Genomic DNA, 17,765 nt, shown 5'->3' with positions numbered 1-17,765 from the left:
CGCTTCGGCGGCGAACCGCGCAGCCGTCGCCTCGGACACGTCCCACCGGCCGAGGCCACCACACCCCATGAGGGTGACCCTCATGGCGACCCCTACGAGAGTCCTTGCCCGCGTCGGCCGGTACCCGAGGCCTTCGGCCGGACCGGCATCGCGCCGGGCCGGCAGCCCGAACTGACCGAGAGGGCGGCCTCGTCCGCCTGCCACACCCGGTGAGGAGCACTGTTCGACATGGCGCTGTTGGAAACCGTGCGCGACCCGGCGCGGCTGCGTGAGCTGACCGCCGGGGAGCTGCGCGACCTCGCCGGGGAGATCCGCGCGTTCCTGATCGAGCGGGTCTCCGCCACCGGGGGACACCTCGGGCCCAACCTGGGGGTGGTGGAGCTGACCATCGCGTTGCACACGGTGTTCGAGTCCCCGCGGGACCGGTTGCTGTGGGACACCGGGCACCAGTCCTACGTGCACAAGATCCTCACGGGCCGCCAGGCCGGGTTCGACCGGCTGCGCAAGTCGGGCGGCATCTCCGGCTACCCGAGCCGGGAGGAGTCCGAGCACGACCTGGTGGAGAACTCGCACGCGTCCACCGCACTGTCCTACGCGGACGGGCTGGCCAGGGCGGACGCCCACCTCGGCCGACGCGACCGGGCGACCGTCGCGGTCATCGGCGACGGCGCGATGACCGGCGGCATGGCCTGGGAGGCGCTCAACAACATCGCGGGCGGGCCGGACCGGCCACTCGTCATCGTGCTCAACGACAACAAGCGGTCCTACGCGCCGACGGTCGGCGGCCTGGCCGAACACCTGGCCGACCTGCGGGCCGGGTGCGCTCCCGGCGTGTTCGAACAGCTCGGGCTCTCCTACCTGGGCCCGGTCGACGGCCACGACCTGCCCGCCGTTCAGGAGGCCCTGCGCCGCGCCCACGCGCTGGGCAGACCGGTGGTGGTGCACGTGATCACGGCCAAGGGCAAGGGTTATCCGCACACCGAGACCAACGACCTGGACCTGGGGCACGCGATCAAGCCGATGGACCCGCGCACCGGGCAGCCGCTCGGCGTGCCGGCCCGGTCGTTCACCTCGGTGTTCGGCGCGACGCTGGTCGAGCTGGCCGAGCGGCGCTCGGACCTGGTGGCGATCACCGCCGCGATGACCGAGCCGACCGGACTGCTGCCGCTCCAGCGGAGGTTCCCGGACCGGGTGATCGACGTCGGCATCGCGGAGCAGCACGCGGTCACCATGGCCGCCGGGCTGTCCATGGGCGGGGTGCACCCGGTGGTGGCCATCTACTCGACGTTCGTCAACCGCGCGCTCGACCAGCTGCTGATGGACGTGGCGTTGCACCGCCGTCCGGTCACCTTCGTCCTCGACCGGTCCGGGGTCACCGGGGACGACGGGCCGAGCCACAACGGCATGTGGGACCTCTCGGTGCTCCAGGTCGTGCCCGGCCTGCGGATCGCGGCGCCGCGGGACGGCACCCGGCTGGCCGAGCTGCTGGGCGAGGCGGTCGCGTGGGACGAAGGTCCGACTCTGCTGCGGTTCCCCAAGGGCCCCGTCGGCGAAGACCTGCCGGCGGTCGCCACCTTCAACGGGCTTGACGTGCTGCGCCGCTCCGGCTCGCTGGACGTGCTGATCGTCGCGGTCGGTGCGCTGGCGGGGCTCGCGCTCACGGTCGCCGAAGGTGTGCGGGCACAGGGCATCGGGGTGACGGTGGTGGACCCGAGGTGGGTCACACCGGTCAACCCCGCGCTGGCCGACCTGGCCCGCCGCCACCGGCTCGCGATCACGGTCGAGGACAACAGCCGCGCGGGCGGTGTCGGTTCCGCGATCGCGCAGGCGCTGCGGGACGCCGACGTACGTACCCCACTGCGCGAGTTCGGCATCCCGAGGCGGTTCCTCAGCCACGGCTCCAGGGCCGAGGTGCTCGCCGCCTGCGGGCTGACCGCGCAGAACATCAGCAGGGTCGTGGTGGAACTGCTGACCGGCCTCGACGCCACACCGGCGGCCGCGGGCATCGACGACCCCGGCACCTGGCCGGTTCACTCGGAGGAGGAACATTGACGTCCGTCGCTTTGGGAATGCCCTTGCCACGCAGGGGCGAGGTCCCGCTCTCGGTGGCCACGCGGCGGAACTCCCGCCGGATCACGGTGGGCACGGTGCCGGTCGGTGACGGCGCGCCGGTGTCGGTGCAGTCGATGACCACCACGCCCACCGTCGACATCGACGCCACGCTGCGGCAGATCGCCGAGCTCACCGCGGCGGGCTGCGAGATCGTACGGGTCGCCGTGCCGTCGGCGGACGACGCGGCGGCGCTGCCGGCGATCGCCCGCAAGTCGGGCATCCCGGTGATCGCCGACATCCACTTCCAGCCGAAGTACGTGTTCGCCGCGATCGACGCCGGCTGCGCCGCGGTACGGGTCAACCCCGGCAACATCCGCCAGTTCGACGACCAGGTCGGCGCGATCGCCCGTGCGGCCAAGGACGCGGGCATCTCGATCCGGATCGGCGTGAACGCCGGGTCGCTGGACAAGCGGCTGCTGCGGAAACACGGCGGCGTCACCCCGGAGGCGCTGGTGGAGTCGGCGTTGTGGGAGTGCTCGTTGTTCGAGGAGCACGGCTTCACCGACCTGAAGATCTCGGTGAAGCACCACGACCCGGTGGTGATGATCGAGGCGTACCGCAAGCTCGCCGGCCGGTGCGACTACCCGCTGCATCTCGGCGTGACCGAGGCGGGACCCCGGTTCCAGGGCACGATCAAGTCCTCGGTCGCGTTCGGCGCGCTGCTGGCGGAGGGCATCGGCGACACCATCCGCGTCTCGCTCTCCGCACCACCGGTCGAGGAGGTCAAGGTCGGCGCGCAGATCCTGGAGTCGCTCGGGCTGCGGCCACGGGGACTGGACATCGTGTCGTGTCCGTCCTGCGGTCGGGCCCAGGTCGATGTGCACACCCTCGCCGAGCGGGTCACCGCGGCGCTCGAGGGGTTCCCGGTGCCGTTGCGGGTGGCGGTGATGGGCTGTGTCGTCAACGGGCCCGGGGAGGCGCGCGAGGCCGACATCGGCGTCGCCGCCGGCAACGGCAAGGGCCAGATCTTCGTCAAGGGCGAGGTGATCCGCACGGTCCCGGAGTCACAGATCGTGGAGACCCTCCTGGCCGAGGCCGTACGCATCGCCGAGGAGATGGGCGTGGACATCGAGGATGTCCAGGACGCCGAGGCGTGACCGGCCGCACTCGGTCCGACGAGCGCTCGCAGTCGGCCGGCACCTGATCTCCGGGGCGACCGGAGGGAGTGAGAAAAAGGAGGCTTCCAGGAAACGGCACACGAAACGCGGGTCGCGCGCGAGGATACGGATGGTGATCTCGCGAACCGGCGCGTGTTAATTCACGGCGTCACACGCGACGCGCGGGGGCCACGATTCTGTTATCAGAATCTTGAGGACGTACGCCCTCGAAACCAACGCGACACGATTCGACGCCTGCAGTTTGTCGGACATGACGCGGACGTGATAGTCAATGGTCTTCGAGCTGAGGTACATCTCTCTCGACAGTCGCCCGCTGGACAATCCGGCCGCAACACCCTCCAGGATCCTGGCCTGAATCGAGCTGAGACCCCAGCCGTCGACCGGCTCGGACGCTTCGCGAGCCGCAGGGTTTCTTGTCACCAGCCGGACCGGGCTGGAAGGCACTGGACCGCAACTCTGATTTCTGGCGCAGTCCGAGTGGTTCGAGCAGTTCTTCAAACCGTTCTGAGCATTGTCCATGTCACCCATCCATCCCGTACATCCGACCAGGCCAGGACCGTAATCGGTGAAATACAGAGTGAGGACCTACTGGATAAGCATCCTAGGTGGCCCCCTCATCCTTGTCACCGGTGCACCGTCGCGTCCCGCCATTTTCCGCCCACCTCGGAATTCCCTCCAAATTTTGCGGCATTCGCGTCTTGTTCGTCCTGAGATGTGTCGGGGAATGGCATTGGTCGACGAGCTACGAGACCGCGGCGCCGGCGGAACAAGATGTCTGATCCAGGCCCTGTATGGGGGATTTGTGCCTGCTGGGTAGCTGTGGAGAAGAAGTAGATTTCAAGTCATAAGGGAAACCGTAACCCGCGGGTAATATGTTACAAGGTTCAAGTAGCTGTGTTAGCATCCCCATGAACGGAGTGCCCCCACGCGCCCCGATGCGCCCTCGTGGACGCGAGCGGAGAGTGTCATGCCGAAAACCCCCACTGCTCCGGCGGGTGAATTCTTTCCGACGTTGTCGTCAATGGCTGTGGTGGGTCCTCCCGGTGCCGGGTCGCTTTCTCTCTCCTGGCCGAAAGTCCGGCTGACGCGCGAACCCCACGAGGTCCGTTCGAGCGGTGACGTCCTTTTGTGTACGGACCTTCACGGCCCAGCGGGAAGATGAGGTGAGAAATGACGGAAACGGCAGGCAGCTCGTTATCTCGGGTCGAGGCGTTCAGCTCGACGCCGGAGGAGGGCAGGGTCGCTGACTTCCGGGCGAAGGTGCGGGCCGCAGGGCGGGAGTGGACCGGTAACGAGCCGGACGAGCTGGCCGAGCTGCTGACCAAGGCGGCGGCAGGTGATCCGATGCTGGCCGCCATCGTGCGCGCCGGGGGGCGCCTGTTGCAGGACTTCCTCGACGGATACCAGCAGAAGACCACTACGGATGCTTCGCGTGACCTGGCCGGCGACCTCGCCGACGGTCGTCCGCTGCCCGCGGACGTGTTCGGGGGACTTGCTCCTCGATACCTGATCGCCGCGGTGAGGCTTGCGGAGCCCGGCCGTGAGGTGGACGCGCTGTGCTCGGTGTCGGGGCAGGACACACTGCTGACGCACCGGGACGGCAACGTCGTTCTCTTCATCCCGGCCGGCGGTCCGGGCAGCGCCGAACGCTCGGTGACGCGGCTGACCCAGTGTCTCGGCGGCAGGAGCTGGCTCGCGACGGCCGAACGGGACAGAGCCCATCTCGTCGATGGGGTCAACGAAGCGGCCTGTGTGCTGAGGCTGGTGGTGGCGGGACTGCGCCCGAGCGGCGCGTACACGATGTCGGACGTGTTGGTCGAGTACGCGGTCACGCTGAACGAGAAGGTGCGGACCGACCTGGCGGCGATGATCAGGCCGCTCAGGGCGCACAAGGTCCTCTGGGAGACGTTGACCGCCTTCGTCGACTCCGACTACAGCAGGAACAAGGCGGCCCGCAGCATGTTCATCCACCGCAGCACGCTGGACTACCGCCTGAGGCGGATCGAGGACGTCACCGGCTGCGACCCGACCTGCGGCAGGGGCGCGCAGATGCTCACGGTGGCGATGATCGCCGAGGCTCTGCAGGGGTGACGGAGTGTGCGCTGATCGCCGTCCGGGACGGCGCGTGGCAGGCCGCGTGTCGTTGCTTCCGTAGTGGACCGCGGCGGTCGGACGCCGCTCACGACCTGGCGTGATCGCGTGCGTGCGGATGTGGTGGTGCCAGGGCCCAGGCTGCGTTCCCGTACCGGAAACACGTTCACGCGCCGTGTACGTACTCCGCATCGACGGGCAGGCAGTCTCACGAACAGGCGGCTCGAATCGGCTGCCTGACCTGAACCGGATCGAGGTTGCAGGATGACCGGCATGACACGTCGTACCGAAACCCCTCCGGACCTCACCGACCCTCGCGTCGGTGCCCCGTTCTTCAGCCACTGGCGTGTGCACACTCCCCTGCGCCAGCGGCAGACCGTGGAGGCCATCGCCGACACCTGGCAGCGACGGCCCTGGCCGGCAGCCGGCCTGATCGGTTATCACGTCTACACGGGGCACGACGGCGAAGCCCTGATGCACTACTCGCAGTGGGCGACCGAGCAGGCCTACGAGGCCTTCGTGAAGACCCGCCGGCAGGAGCGCAACGACGAGATCGACCTGCTCGTGCCCGACATCGAGCGGCTGGGGCTCGACCGGTACCGGCGCTACCGGAGCAGCGTCCGGGACGGTGACACGAGGGTGCCCGGGTGTGTCGTGGTCGTCGACGTCGAGTTCGTGGGACCCGACCCGGACCGGCAGCGCGCCTGGGCCGATGCCGCCCTGGAGGCGCTGGAGAACGAGCCGGACGCGCACCCCGGTGGCATCTCCGCCCACTTCCACCTGAGCACCGACGGCAGCAGGGTCCTCAACTACGCCGAGTGGGAGAGCGCCCAGGCGCACGTCGACGCACTCGCCACCTGGCCGGGCCTGAAGAGCGCCACCGTCAGCCGCTACGACCACGCCCTCGGCCTGGTCCCGTGATGATTCCGGCCGAAAGCCGGAGCCGTCGCGACGGGGAGGAGTTCGGTGGGGTGCTGGACCCATGCTGGACGTCACCGTGATCGAGGACCCCTGGCCGGCCGGGTCGGACCGACCCGGCGGAAGGTGAACCACCACCTGAAGTCTCGGAGTGAGCGCCTTCCCGCGGAGCCGCGGTCGTCACGATTGACATTCCTCTGACACTTCCCTTCGTCCCGGTCGGTTCTCTGACGTTTGTCTGATGATTCCTCACCGGTCTCTTGAATCGGCTCCTTGACCCACCCCTGAAAAGGCGAGGAAGATTTCTTTCAATCAAATGCCTCGCTTGGGACTACGGAATTGCCGGCCCTGAATCCATTTTTACGGGGTCGCGCCGGACCGGTGTGCCCGAATTCCGCCGAATCCTTGTTGCAGCCACCGAGGAGGAGATATGGACGCCGAAGTAATAGTCGTGGGCGCCGGCCCCGCCGGGATGATGCTCGCGGGAGAGTTGCGGCTGGCCGGAGTCGATGTGATCGTCCTGGAGCGGCTGGAGAAACGTACCGGGGAGTCCCGGGGCCTGGGGTTCACGGCGCGCACGATGGAGGTCTTCGACCAGCGGGGGCTGCTGTCCCGGTTCGGGGAGATCGAGATCAGCAACCAGGGTCACTTCGGTGGTCTGCCCGTCGATTTCGCCGTCCTCGACGGTGCCCACCAGGCCGCGAAGACCGTGCCGCAGTCGCAGACGGAGACGGTTCTGGAGAACTGGGTCGAGGAGTTGGGCGGGGACGTCCGGCGCCGGCACGAGCTGCTCTCCCTCAAGGACACCGGCGATCTCGTGGAGGTGGAGGTCAGCGGCCCCGACGGAGTGCACCAGCTGACCGCCGGCTATGTGGTGGGCTGCGACGGCGGACGCAGTGTCGTACGCAAAACCATGGGCTTCGACTTCCCGGGCACACCGTCCACGATGGAGATGTTCCTCGCCGACGTGAAGGGGCTCGACCTCCAGCCGCGCATGATCGGTGAGACCCTGCCCGGCGGCATGGTCATGGTCGGCCCGCTGCCTGGCGGCATCACCCGGCTGATCGTCTGCGAACGGGGCACGCCTCCGCAGCGCCGAGAGGCGCCGCCCTCCTACGACGAGGTGGCGGCGGCCTGGAAACGGCTCACCGGCGACGACATCTCGCACGGGGAGCCGGTGTGGGTGAGTTCCTTCGGCGACGCCACCCGTCAGGTCACCCGGTACCGGCAGGGCCGGGTCTTCCTGGCGGGCGACTCCGCGCACATCCATCTCCCGGCCGGCGGCCAGGGTATGAACACCAGCATCCAGGACGCGGTGAACCTGGGCTGGAAACTCGCTGCCGTGGTGCGGGGCCGGGTACCCGAGGAGCTGCTGGACACGTACCACGACGAGCGGCACCCGGTGGGCGAGCGGCTGCTGATGAACACCCGGGCCCAGGGTCTGCTGTTCCTCAGCGGTCCCGAAGTACAGCCACTGCGCGACGTGTTCACCGAGCTGATCACCTATCTGCCGGTGAGCCGGCACCTCGCGGGGATGGTCAGCGGTCTCGAGATCCACTACCCCGTCGCCGGAGGCCCGCACCCGCTGCTCGGTCGCCGCATGCCGCACCTGGAGTTGTCCGGCGGCACCACCAGCGGCACCGACAGCAGTACGCAGGCTCTGCACGCCGGCCGTGGCGTCCTGCTCGATCTGGCGGACAACGCGGAACTGCGGCGCCGCGCCGCAGGGTGGCGGGACCGCGTGGACATCGTGACCGCACAGCCGAAGGACGCATCCGGGAACGGTGTGCCGGCGGGCACCACCGCCGTGCTGGTCCGCCCGGACGGTTACGTGGCCTGGGCCGCCCCCGGCTGCCACAGCGACCTCCCCATGGCCCTGGACCGCTGGTTCGGCCCCGCCCGCTAGGGCCTGTCGTCACCTTCCCGCCTGCCTGGCGACGCCATGCACGCCCTCTCGCCGCACCGGACACAGACCCACGCACGACCCAGTACGAGAGCCTGCGCCCGGCACGCCGAGAGCACGGGTCCACTCGGCCTCAGCCGTTGCCGCGGCGGGCACCAGGCCCGCCCTTCGAGCGACGACGGGACTTTGACGACAGGCCCTGACCCACGGCCCCGCACGGCTGCGGCAGGACACCGGAAACAGCAGGACACGAAAGGAAAACCATGCACAGCACCCTGATCGTGGCCCGGATGGAGCCCGGCTCCAGCGCGGACGTCGCACGGCTGTTCGGCGCCTTCGACGAGTCGGAGACACCCCACCGCATGGGCACCCGCCGACGCCAGCTCTTCTCGTACCGGGGGCTCTACTTCCACCTCCAGGACTTCGACGAGGACAACGGCGGCCGCCTCATCGAGGAGGCCAAGACGGACCCGCGGTTCATCGGGATCAGCAACGACCTGAAGCCCTTCATCGAGGCCTACGACCCGGCGACCTGGCGCTCCCCGGCCGATGCCATGGCCACCCGCTTCTACAGCTGGGAGGCGTCATGACCGGGCGACGCGTCGTCATCACCGGCATGGAGGTCCTCGCGCCGGGCGGTGTCGGCGTCAAGAACTTCTGGAGCCTGCTGAGCGAGGGACGCACGGCGACCCGCCGTATCACCTTCTTCGATCCCTCCCCCTTCCGCTCCCGGGTCGCGGCGGAGATCGACTTCGATCCCGAGGCGCACGGCCTCGGCCCGCAGGAGGTCCGGCGCATGGACCGGGCCGCGCAGTTCGCGGTCGTCGCGGCGCGCGGCGCGGTCGCCGACAGCGGGATCGAGCTCGACTCCCGCGACCCGTACCGCGTCGGCGTCACCATCGGCAGCGCCGTGGGCGCCACGACGGGCCTCGACCAGGAGTACCGGATCGTCAGTGACGGCGGCAGGCTGGCTCTCGTCGACCACGAGTACGCCGTACCCCATCTCTACGACTACCTGGTGCCCAGTTCCTTCGCCGCCGAGGTCGCGTGGGCGGTCGGCGCCCAGGGTCCCAGCACGGTGGTGTCCACCGGCTGCACCTCGGGCCTGGACTCGGTCGGTCACGCCGTCGACGTGATCCGTGAAGGCTCCGCCGACGTCATGATCGCCGGTGCGACGGACGCACCGATCTCCCCGATCACCATGGCGTGCTTCGACGCCATCAAGGCGACCACCCCCCGGCACGACGAACCCGAACGGGCGTCCCGCCCCTTCGACGGCACCCGCAACGGGTTCGTGCTGGGCGAGGGAGCGGCGGTGTTCGTCCTGGAGGAACTGGAGAGCGCCAGGCGGCGCGGCGCCCATGTCTACGCCGAGATCGCCGGGTACGCCACGCGCAGCAACGCGTACCACATGACCGGTCTGCGGCCGGACGGCGTGGAGATGGCCGAGGCGATCCGCGTCGCGCTCGACGAGGCACGGATGCCCGGCGACCGGATCGACTACATCAACGCCCACGGTTCCGGCACCAAGCAGAACGACCGCCACGAGACCGCGGCGTTCAAGCGGAGCCTGGGCGACCACGCGTACCGGACCCCGGTCAGCTCCATCAAGTCGATGGTCGGGCACTCGCTCGGGGCGATCGGCGCCATCGAGATCGCCGCCTCCGCCCTCGCCATGGAGAACGCGGTCGTGCCGCCGACCGCGAACCTGCACACCCCCGACCCCGAGTGCGACCTCGACTACGTCCCCCTCGAAGCGCGTGATCAGCTCACGGACGCGGTGCTCACCGTAGGCAGCGGTTTCGGCGGCTTCCAGAGCGCCATGGTGCTGGCCCGGCCCGACCGGAGAGCGGCATGAGTGCCTCCGCGGTGGTCACCGGCCTGGGCGTCGCCGCGCCCAACGGACTGGGGGCGGACGACTACTGGAAGGCCACCCTGGCCGGCCGGAGCGGCATCGGCAGGATCACCCGCTTCGACCCGAGCGGCTACCCCGTCCGACTGGCCGGAGAGGTACCCGGATTCACCGCGCGCGACCACATCCCGGGCCGACTGATCCCGCAGACCGACCGGATGACCCAGCTCGGACTGGCGGCGGCGGAATGGGCCCTGGAGGACGCCGGGGTCAAGCCGGGCGAACTCCCCGCCTTCGACATGGGCGTTGTCACCGCCAGCTCCTCCGGCGGTTTCGAGTTCGGCCAGAACGAGCTCCAGAAGCTGTGGGGCCAGGGCAGCGAATACGTCAGCGCGTACCAGTCCTTCGCCTGGTTCTACGCGGTCAACAGCGGCCAGATCTCCATCCGCAACGGCATGAAGGGCCCCAGCGGAGTGGTCGTCAGCGACCAGGCCGGGGGACTCGACGCGATCGCGCAGGCCCGGCGCCAGATCCGTAAGGGGACACCGCTCGTCGTCTCCGGCGGCATGGACGCCTCGGTCTGCCCCTGGGGCTGGGTGGCCCAGCTCGCGAGCGGCCGGCTGAGCACCTGCGACGATCCCACCCGCGCCTATGTCCCGTTCGACGCGGCGGCCCGGGGCCATGTGCCCGGCGAGGGCGGCGCCATCCTGATCATGGAGGACGGCGAGTCGGCCCGACGGCGCGGCACCCGCGTCTACGGCGAGATCGCCGGCTACGCCGCCACGTTCGACCCCGCGCCGGACACCGGCCGTGAACCCGCGCTGCGCAAGGCGATCGAGCTGGCACTGGCGGACGCCGAAGCCCAGCCGGGGGACATCGACGTGGTCTTCGCGGACGCGGCGGCGGTCCCGGAACTGGACCGGGTCGAAGCGGAGGCGATCCGCGCCGTCTTCGGCCCGCGCGGCGTCCCGGTCACCGCGCCCAAGACGATGACCGGCCGCCTCTACTCAGGCGCCGCCGCCCTCGACGTCGCGAGCGCGCTGCTGGCCATCCAGGACGGCGTCGTCCCGCCGACCACCAACGCCGAACCAGACCCTGGCCACGGCCTCGACCTGGTCACCGGTGAGGCGCGGCCCATGCCGGTGCGCAGCGCGCTGGTACTGGCCCGAGGCCACGGCGGCTTCAACTCGGCGCTTGTCGTACGAGCCGTCTGACCGGCTGACGCCACGGGTCGCCCCGGCTCACCCGACCACCGCACCACCACACCCCGCACCCAGCACCCCGAAAGGAAACCGGTATGTCTCAGTTCACGTCCGCGTTCACGCTCGTCGATCTCAAGCGGATCCTCCTCGAAGGCGCGGGCTCCGACGAGGGCGTCGACCTCGACGCCGAGATCCTCGACACGGAGTTCGAGCAGCTGGGCTACGAGTCCCTCGCCCTGCTGGAGACCAGCAGCCGCATCGAGCGCGAGTACGCCATCGCTTTGGACGAGTCCGCGCTGGCCGACGCGACCACACCGCGCGCGCTCATCGACCTGGTCAACACCCACCTCGCCGCAGCCGCGGCCTGAACCGAGTCCGGGAGCACGGAACATGACTGTCACCTCTGTCTCCGAACAGCAGGACGCCGTCCATGCACCGACGCGGGTCGCGCTGGTCTCGGGGGCCACGAGCGGTATCGGACTCGCCGTGGCCCGGCTGCTGGCCACGCAGGGCCACCGCGTGTTCATCGGCGCCCGTAACGCCGACAACGTCGCCGCCACCGTCAAGGAACTGCGCGCGGATGGCCTGGACATCGACGGCACCGTCCTCGACGTCCGCTCGGCGGTCGACGTGCGGACCTTCGTCGAGGCCGCCGTCGACCGGTTCGGCACGATCGACGTACTGGTCAACAACGCGGGCCGCAGCGGCGGTGGGGTCACCGCCGACATCGAGTACGAGCTGTGGCAGGACGTCATCGACACCAACCTCAACAGCGTCTTCCGGCTCACGAGCGAGGTGCTCAACACCGGTGGCATGCGCCACAAGGCCCGTGGCCGCATCGTCAACATCGCGTCGACGGCCGGCAAGCAGGGCGTGGTCCTGGGCGCCCCCTACTCGGCCTCCAAGCACGGTGTCGTCGGCTTCACCAAGGCCCTGGGCAACGAACTCGCGCCGAGCGGCATCACCGTCAACGCGGTGTGCCCCGGCTATGTCGAGACGCCCATGGCCCAGCGCGTCCGGCAGGGCTACGCGGCCGCCTACGACACCACCGAGGCCGCGATCATGGAGAAGTTCTCCGCGAAGATCCCGCTCGGCCGCTACTCCAGCCCGGAAGAGGTCGCGGGCCTCGTCGGCTATCTGGTCTCCGACACCGCCGCCTCCATCACCGCGCAGGCCCTCAACGTCTGCGGCGGCCTCGGCAACTTCTGAGCGCCGGCCCCGGCCGTCCGCCCCACCGGAAAGGTGAACAGCCATGCCCCACAGCGCACTTCGCGAGGTCGAGCACGAGATCATCGTGGCAGCGCCGTCCGTCGACGTGTACCGACTCATAGCCGAGGTGGATAACTGGCCGAGGATCTTCCCCCCGACCATCCACGTCGACCATGTGGAGCGCGGTGAGAAGGAGGAGCGCATCCGGATCTGGGCCACCGCCAACGGCGAGCCCAAGAACTGGACCTCACGACGCACCCTGGACCCCGACGCCCTGCGGATCACCTTCCGCCAGGAGATATCGGCGCCGCCGGTGGCCGCGATGGGCGGCACCTGGGTCATCGAGCCCCTCTCCGCCACCGAGTCCCGCATCCGGCTGCTGCACGACTACCGCGCCGTCGACGACGACCCGAAGAACATGGAGTGGATCGACAACGCCGTCGACCGCAACTCCCGCTCAGAGCTGGCCGCGCTGAAGAGCAACGTGGAACTGGCCGCCGCCGCCCAGGCCGAGGAACTGCTGCTGTCCTTCGAGGACAGCGTCCGGATCAACGGCTCCGCCAAGGACGTCTACGACTTCATCAACGAGGCCCACCTGTGGGCCGAACGGCTGCCGCACGTGGCCACCGTCAAGTTCGAGGAGGACACCCTCGGCCTCCAGACACTGGAGATGGACACCCGGGCCAAGGACGGTTCCACCCACACCACGAAGTCGATCCGGGTGGCCTTCCCGCACCACAAGATCGCGTACAAGCAGATCACCCTGCCCGCGCTGATGTCGCTGCACACCGGCTACTGGACGTTCGTGGAGCACCCGGAGGCCGACGGGACCGTCGTCACCACCGCGTCCTCGCAGCACACCGTGGTGATCGAACCGAGGAACATCAGCCGCGTCCTCGGATCCGAAGCGGGTGTTCCCGAGGCCCGCGACTTCGTCCAGGGCGCCCTGAGCACCAACAGCCGCGCCACCCTGGGCCACGCCAAGGACTACGCCGAAGCCAGGCGCTGAGCGTGGCCGGCGCACCGGAGGCGGGAACCCGGACAGACACCCAGGTCGTCGTGGTGGGCGCGGGCCCCGTCGGACTGATGCTCGCCGGGGAGCTGCGGCTCGGCGGAGTGGACGTCGTGGTGGTGGAGAGCCGGACCGACCCGACCACCGAGTCACGGGCGTCGACCCTGCACGCCCGCACCATGGAGATCCTCGCCGCCCGCGGACTGCTGGACCGCTTCGGAAGTCTGCCGAACCACACCATGGGCCACTTCGGTGGCATCCCGCTGGACCTGACACTGCCGGGCCCCTACCCCGGCCAGTGGAAGGCCCCCCAGGCCCGCACCGAGACGATCCTCCAGGACTGGGCCCTGGCCCTGGGCGCCCGCCTCGAACGTGGTCACGAACTGACCGGACTGACACTCCGTCAAAACATGGTGGAGGCCGAGGTGTCGGGCCCTGCCGGCCCGGTCCGGATCAGCGCGCTGTACGTCGTCGGATGCGACGGCGAGCAGAGCACCGTACGCCGGCTCGTCGGGGCCGAGTTCCCCGGTCGTGACGCGGGCCGGGAGCTGATCCGGGCGGACGTCGACGGCATCGAGATCCCGGCCCGGCACTTCCAGCGGCTGGAGCGGGGGCTCGCCATCGCGGCCCGCGACCCGCGGGGTGTCACCAGGGTCATGGTGCACGAGTTCGGCAGCGCCGCCGGACGACGTGCCGGTGACCCGGAGTTCGCCGACATCCGCGACGCCTGGCGACGCGTCACCGGCGAGGACATCTCCCACGGCGTCCCGATCTGGGTCAACGCCTTCGGCGACGCCTCCCGCCAACTCACCCGGTACCGGCACGGCCGGGTGCTGTTCGCGGGCGACGCGGCCCACCAGCAGATGCCCATCGGCGGCCAGGCCCTCAACCTCGGCCTCCAGGACGCGGTCAACCTCGGCTGGAAACTGGCACTCCAGGTGGGTGGCCGGGCGCCCGCCGGACTCCTCGACAGCTACCACACCGAACGCCACGCGGTCGGCCGACAGGTCCTGAAGAACATCGAGGCCCAGGCGATGCTGCTGCTCGGCGGCCCGGAGGTGGAGGCCACTCGCTCCGTACTCGCCGAACTCATCGCCCACGAACCCGCCCGGCAACAGCTGGCCGGAGTGATCTCCGGCCTCACCCTCGGCAGTCGTTCGCCGCTGGGCGCCCGCCTGGCACACGACCACCCGATGCGCTCCGGGCGAGGCCTTCTCATCGACACCTACGGCGACCCGGAGCACCACGCGCGGCTGCGCACGGCCGCCGCCCCCTGGGCGGACCGTGTGGACACCGTGGCCGCGGAACCGGACTCCCGCGGCCCGCTCCCCGGCCCCGACGCCGTGCTCGTCCGTCCGGACGGCCATGTCGCCTGGATCGCCTCTGCCGGACCGCCCGGCCCGCAGCCCCTGGTCGCCGCCCTGCGGACGTGGTTCGGCGAGCCGGCCCACCTCGGTCAGGCAAGTACCGGACAGAACACCCCAGTTGAACGGAGACACCACATGAGCAGGCTCAACGGCAAGACGGCACTGGTCACGGGATCGAGCCGGGGAATAGGCCGAGCGATCGCCACGCGGCTGGCCCGAGAGGGCGCACTCGTCGCGGTGCACGGTTCCAGCGGTGTGCCGGCGGCCGAGGACGTCGTCGCGTCGATCGAGAAGGAGGGCGGCCGGGCCTTCGTCGTCCAGGCCGAACTCGGGATTCCCGGTGATGTCCATGAGCTGTTCCTCGCCCTCGAACAGGGGCTGAAGGAGCGTACGGGATCGGTCGATCTGGACATCGTCGTCAACAACGCCGGCGTCATGGGCGGGGTCTCCGTCGAGGACACCACCCAGGAGAAGTTCGACCGGCTGTTCGCCGTCAACGCCAGGGCGCCGTTCTTCGTCATTCAGCGAGCGCTGACCAACCTGACCGAAGGCGGCCGGATCATCAACATCTCCTCAGGCCTCACCCGCGTCGCCAACCCCGACGAGATCGCCTACGCCATGACCAAGGGCGCGCTGGAACAACTCGCCCTGCACTTCGCCCGGTTCCTCGCCCCGCGCGGCATCACCGTCAACAGCGTCGCGCCGGGCATCACCCGCAACGGCAGCCCGGTCTTCGACATACCGGAGGCGGTCGAGCAGATGGCACAGCTGTCGGCCTTCGGGCGCGTGGGGGAGCCACAGGACATCGCCGACGTCGTGGCCTTCCTCGCCTCCGACGACGCACGGTGGGTCACTGGCGCCTTCATCGACGCCAGCGGCGGAACCCTGCTCGGCTGAGGCGGACCGATGACCAGAGGACCCTCCGGTCCCACGCCGGACACCGGGCGGAGAACTCCGGGGCGGAGGACTCCGGGGCAGTGGAGTCCAGGGCAGTGGGGCCTGCTGATCGTACTGGCGGGCAACATGCTCATCGACGCGCTCGAAGTGTCCGTGGTGATCGTGGCGCTGCCTTCGGTCGGCCAGGATCTCCGGTTGTCGCTGACCGGCCTGCAGTGGCTGGTCAGCGGCTTCGCCCTGGGGTTCGGCGGACTGCTGCTGTTCGGCGCCCGGGTGGTGGAACTGCTGGGACGCCGCCGGATCTATCTGGCCGCGCTCGTCGCCTTCGCCGCCGCCTCCGTGGTGTCCGGGCTGACGAGCGAGCCGTGGCTCCTCGTCGCCACACGGTTCGTCAAGGGCTTCTGCGCCGCGCTCACCGCCCCCACCGGGCTGGCCATCATCGCCGCCGCCTTCCGTGAGGGCCCGGACCGTCACCGGGCGGTCTCGGTCTACGCGTTCTTCGGCGCCGCCGGATTCACCTCCGGCCTGCTGCTGTCCGGGCTGCTCACCGGAGCGGGCTGGCGGTGGGCCTTCCTCTTCCCCGCCCCCGTCGTCCTCGTCCTCTTCGCCGTCGGGGTGCGGCTCGTTCCCGCCGACGAGCCGCGCGCGTCGGCACGGCGGTCCTTCGACGTGGCGGGCGCCGCGTCCTTCGCCGGACTGCTGCTGACGCTGGTGTACGCGACAGTGACGGCGGCTCAGGCGGGCTGGTCCGCCCCGCGGACGATCGTTCCGTTCGCACTCGCGGCCCTGCTCGCCGCCGCCTTCGTCGCCGCCGAGCGGAGCGCGCGGCGGCCCCTGGTCCGCCTCGACGTGCTGCGGAACGCCATGCTGGTCCGTTCGATGGTGGGCGCCGCAGCCCTCAACGGCTCCTATCTGGGCCTGCTGCTGCTCGCCACGGTGCGCCTCCAGACGTACCACGGCTGGTCCCCCTGGCAGACGGCGCTGGCCTTCCTGCCGGCGAGCGCCCCGGTGGCGGTGACCGCGCTGGTGACGGGGCGGCTGGTGAACCGCTTCGGCGCCGCCCGGCTGATCGCCCTGGGAGCGCTCTGCCCGCCCGCGGCCTGTCTGCTGTACCTGCTGCGTGCGTCCGGTCCCACCGTGCGTTACAGCACCGACGTACTGCCGTCGATGCTGCTGATGGGCGCCGGGTTCGTGCTGTCCTTCGCGGCGCTGAACATGCAGGCCACCTCGCGGGTCGCGGAACCCGACCGGCAGGCTGCCATCGGCCTGTATCAGACCGCCGTCCAGGTCGCGGCGGCCCTGGTCCCGGCGATGGTCGCCGCGGTCGCCGCGTCGGGCGCCGGAGACCGGGCGGCCACCGTGGTCGTCCTCGCCGTCGCGCTGCTGGGCCTCGTGCCGTCGGCGGCGAGCCGGGTGGCCGCCCGCCGATCAGAGACCCACCACACATAAGGAAAGAGCGACAAAGGAGAGGCATCCATGTCCGCCACCCCCCTGCGCCTCGTAGTGATCAACAGCAGTGTCCGGGAAGGCCGGTTCGGTCCGACCGTCGCCAACTGGATCACCTCGCTCGCCGAAGAGCGTGAGGATCTGCACGTCCACCTGCTCGACCTCGCCGAGCACCAGCTGCCGCACTCGCTGTCCCACAGCCCCGGCGACGAGGTGACGACCGAACTGGCGAAGGTGTCACCAAGGCTGGCGGAGTCGGACGCCTTCATCGTGGTGACGCCCGAGTACAACCACAGCTTCCCGTCCTCGCTCAAGAGCCTGATCGACTGGCACAACACGCAGTGGCGGGCCAAGCCCGTCGGCTTCGTCTCCTACGGCGGACTGGCCGGCGGCCTGCGCTCGGTGGAACAGCTGCGCCCGGTCTTCGCCGAACTGCACGCGGTGACCGTTCGTGACGTGGTGAGCTTCCACAACTGCTGGGAGCGGTTCGACGAGACCGGCGCCCTGAAGGAGCCGCAGGCCGCGACAGCCGCTGCGGAGACCCTGCTGGACCAGCTCGTCTGGTGGGGCAGCGCGCTGTCCGAGGCCCGGACGAGGACTCCGTACGGAACCTGACCTCAGCACCAGGCCGTCGTGAG

Annotated in this window: 15 protein-coding genes; 14 read left to right on the top strand and 1 reads right to left on the bottom strand. The window is 69.9% G+C overall.

The annotated features are described in order from the left end of the window. Window positions 1–228 precede the first annotated feature (228 nt). Both QA861_RS09490 and ispG read left to right on the top strand, forming a co-directional pair. On the top strand, window positions 229–2,052 hold the full coding sequence (locus QA861_RS09490; protein WP_334587781.1) for a 1-deoxy-D-xylulose-5-phosphate synthase: 1,824 nt from the start codon (window positions 229–231) through the stop codon (window positions 2,050–2,052). Further along, window positions 2,049–3,209, top strand: a complete 1,161-nt coding sequence (gene ispG, locus QA861_RS09485; RefSeq protein ID WP_334587780.1) for a flavodoxin-dependent (E)-4-hydroxy-3-methylbut-2-enyl-diphosphate synthase — start codon at window positions 2,049–2,051, stop codon at window positions 3,207–3,209. Before QA861_RS09490 ends, ispG begins: the two co-directional genes overlap by 4 nt. A gap of 156 nt (window positions 3,210–3,365) precedes the next feature. Here ispG and QA861_RS47040 read toward each other — a convergent pair whose 3' ends face one another. Continuing rightward, a complete protein-coding gene (locus QA861_RS47040; RefSeq protein ID WP_443041464.1) occupies window positions 3,366–3,749 on the bottom strand; it encodes a helix-turn-helix transcriptional regulator in 384 nt (127 codons plus the stop codon). Between the two features lie 651 nt (window positions 3,750–4,400). On the opposite strand from QA861_RS47040, the gene QA861_RS09480 reads away from it, so the two are divergent. From QA861_RS09480 to QA861_RS09425, 12 genes are all read left to right on the top strand, one after another. Then, the gene (locus QA861_RS09480) at window positions 4,401–5,321 is read left to right on the top strand and encodes a PucR family transcriptional regulator (RefSeq protein ID WP_334587779.1); all 921 of its coding nucleotides are present in this window, start codon (window positions 4,401–4,403) and stop codon (window positions 5,319–5,321) included. Between the two features lie 273 nt (window positions 5,322–5,594). After that, window positions 5,595–6,242: an antibiotic biosynthesis monooxygenase gene (locus QA861_RS09475; protein ID WP_334587778.1), complete on the top strand. Its 648-nt coding sequence runs from the start codon at window positions 5,595–5,597 to the stop codon at window positions 6,240–6,242. Between the two features lie 427 nt (window positions 6,243–6,669). Next, window positions 6,670–8,145: an FAD-dependent monooxygenase gene (locus QA861_RS09470; RefSeq protein ID WP_334587777.1), complete on the top strand. Its 1,476-nt coding sequence runs from the start codon at window positions 6,670–6,672 to the stop codon at window positions 8,143–8,145. Window positions 8,146–8,405: 260 nt separating this feature from the next. Next, window positions 8,406–8,732, top strand: a complete 327-nt coding sequence (locus tag QA861_RS09465; protein ID WP_334587776.1) for a TcmI family type II polyketide cyclase — start codon at window positions 8,406–8,408, stop codon at window positions 8,730–8,732. Then, window positions 8,729–10,000: a beta-ketoacyl-[acyl-carrier-protein] synthase family protein gene (locus QA861_RS09460; RefSeq protein WP_334587775.1), complete on the top strand. Its 1,272-nt coding sequence runs from the start codon at window positions 8,729–8,731 to the stop codon at window positions 9,998–10,000. Before QA861_RS09465 ends, QA861_RS09460 begins: the two co-directional genes overlap by 4 nt. Continuing rightward, window positions 9,997–11,208, top strand: a complete 1,212-nt coding sequence (locus tag QA861_RS09455) for a ketosynthase chain-length factor (protein ID WP_334587774.1) — start codon at window positions 9,997–9,999, stop codon at window positions 11,206–11,208. The genes QA861_RS09460 and QA861_RS09455 overlap by 4 nt, the downstream gene beginning before the upstream one ends. An 83-nt stretch (window positions 11,209–11,291) precedes the next feature. Then, on the top strand, window positions 11,292–11,564 hold the full coding sequence (locus QA861_RS09450; protein WP_334587773.1) for an acyl carrier protein: 273 nt from the start codon (window positions 11,292–11,294) through the stop codon (window positions 11,562–11,564). Between the two features lie 22 nt (window positions 11,565–11,586). Further along, window positions 11,587–12,405, top strand: coding sequence for a 3-oxoacyl-ACP reductase FabG (gene fabG, locus QA861_RS09445; RefSeq protein ID WP_334587772.1), 819 nt, complete (start codon window positions 11,587–11,589; stop codon window positions 12,403–12,405). Window positions 12,406–12,448: 43 nt separating this feature from the next. Further along, window positions 12,449–13,414 carry an aromatase/cyclase gene (locus QA861_RS09440; protein WP_334587771.1) on the top strand — a complete coding sequence of 322 codons (966 nt, stop codon included), beginning with the start codon at window positions 12,449–12,451 and terminating at the stop codon, window positions 13,412–13,414. A 2-nt stretch (window positions 13,415–13,416) separates the two neighbouring features. Next, entirely contained in the window at window positions 13,417–15,681 is a 2,265-nt protein-coding gene (locus QA861_RS09435) for an SDR family oxidoreductase (protein ID WP_334587770.1), read from the top strand. A gap of 9 nt (window positions 15,682–15,690) precedes the next feature. After that, a complete protein-coding gene (locus QA861_RS09430; RefSeq protein WP_334587769.1) occupies window positions 15,691–17,130 on the top strand; it encodes an MFS transporter in 1,440 nt (479 codons plus the stop codon). A 27-nt stretch (window positions 17,131–17,157) separates the two neighbouring features. Then, window positions 17,158–17,742, top strand: coding sequence for an NADPH-dependent FMN reductase (locus QA861_RS09425; protein ID WP_334587768.1), 585 nt, complete (start codon window positions 17,158–17,160; stop codon window positions 17,740–17,742). Window positions 17,743–17,765 lie beyond the last annotated feature (23 nt).

Source organism: Streptomyces sp. B21-083 (assembly GCF_036898825.1).
Taxonomy (GTDB): domain Bacteria; phylum Actinomycetota; class Actinomycetes; order Streptomycetales; family Streptomycetaceae; genus Streptomyces.
This window is presented reverse-complemented; position numbering and strand designations above follow the sequence as displayed.

Coding starts and splice junctions, on each gene's coding strand:
- QA861_RS09450 (WP_334587773.1), top strand. CDS start 11,292: ATGTCTCAGTTCACGTCCGCGTTCACGCTCGTCGATCTCAAGCGGATC.
- QA861_RS09470 (WP_334587777.1), top strand. CDS start 6,670: ATGGACGCCGAAGTAATAGTCGTGGGCGCCGGCCCCGCCGGGATGATG.
- QA861_RS09490 (WP_334587781.1), top strand. CDS start 229: ATGGCGCTGTTGGAAACCGTGCGCGACCCGGCGCGGCTGCGTGAGCTG.
- QA861_RS47040 (WP_443041464.1), bottom strand. CDS start 3,749: ATGGACAATGCTCAGAACGGTTTGAAGAACTGCTCGAACCACTCGGAC.
- QA861_RS09480 (WP_334587779.1), top strand. CDS start 4,401: ATGACGGAAACGGCAGGCAGCTCGTTATCTCGGGTCGAGGCGTTCAGC.
- QA861_RS09475 (WP_334587778.1), top strand. CDS start 5,595: ATGACACGTCGTACCGAAACCCCTCCGGACCTCACCGACCCTCGCGTC.
- QA861_RS09460 (WP_334587775.1), top strand. CDS start 8,729: ATGACCGGGCGACGCGTCGTCATCACCGGCATGGAGGTCCTCGCGCCG.
- QA861_RS09455 (WP_334587774.1), top strand. CDS start 9,997: ATGAGTGCCTCCGCGGTGGTCACCGGCCTGGGCGTCGCCGCGCCCAAC.
- QA861_RS09430 (WP_334587769.1), top strand. CDS start 15,691: ATGACCAGAGGACCCTCCGGTCCCACGCCGGACACCGGGCGGAGAACT.
- QA861_RS09465 (WP_334587776.1), top strand. CDS start 8,406: ATGCACAGCACCCTGATCGTGGCCCGGATGGAGCCCGGCTCCAGCGCG.
- fabG (WP_334587772.1), top strand. CDS start 11,587: ATGACTGTCACCTCTGTCTCCGAACAGCAGGACGCCGTCCATGCACCG.
- QA861_RS09440 (WP_334587771.1), top strand. CDS start 12,449: ATGCCCCACAGCGCACTTCGCGAGGTCGAGCACGAGATCATCGTGGCA.
- QA861_RS09425 (WP_334587768.1), top strand. CDS start 17,158: ATGTCCGCCACCCCCCTGCGCCTCGTAGTGATCAACAGCAGTGTCCGG.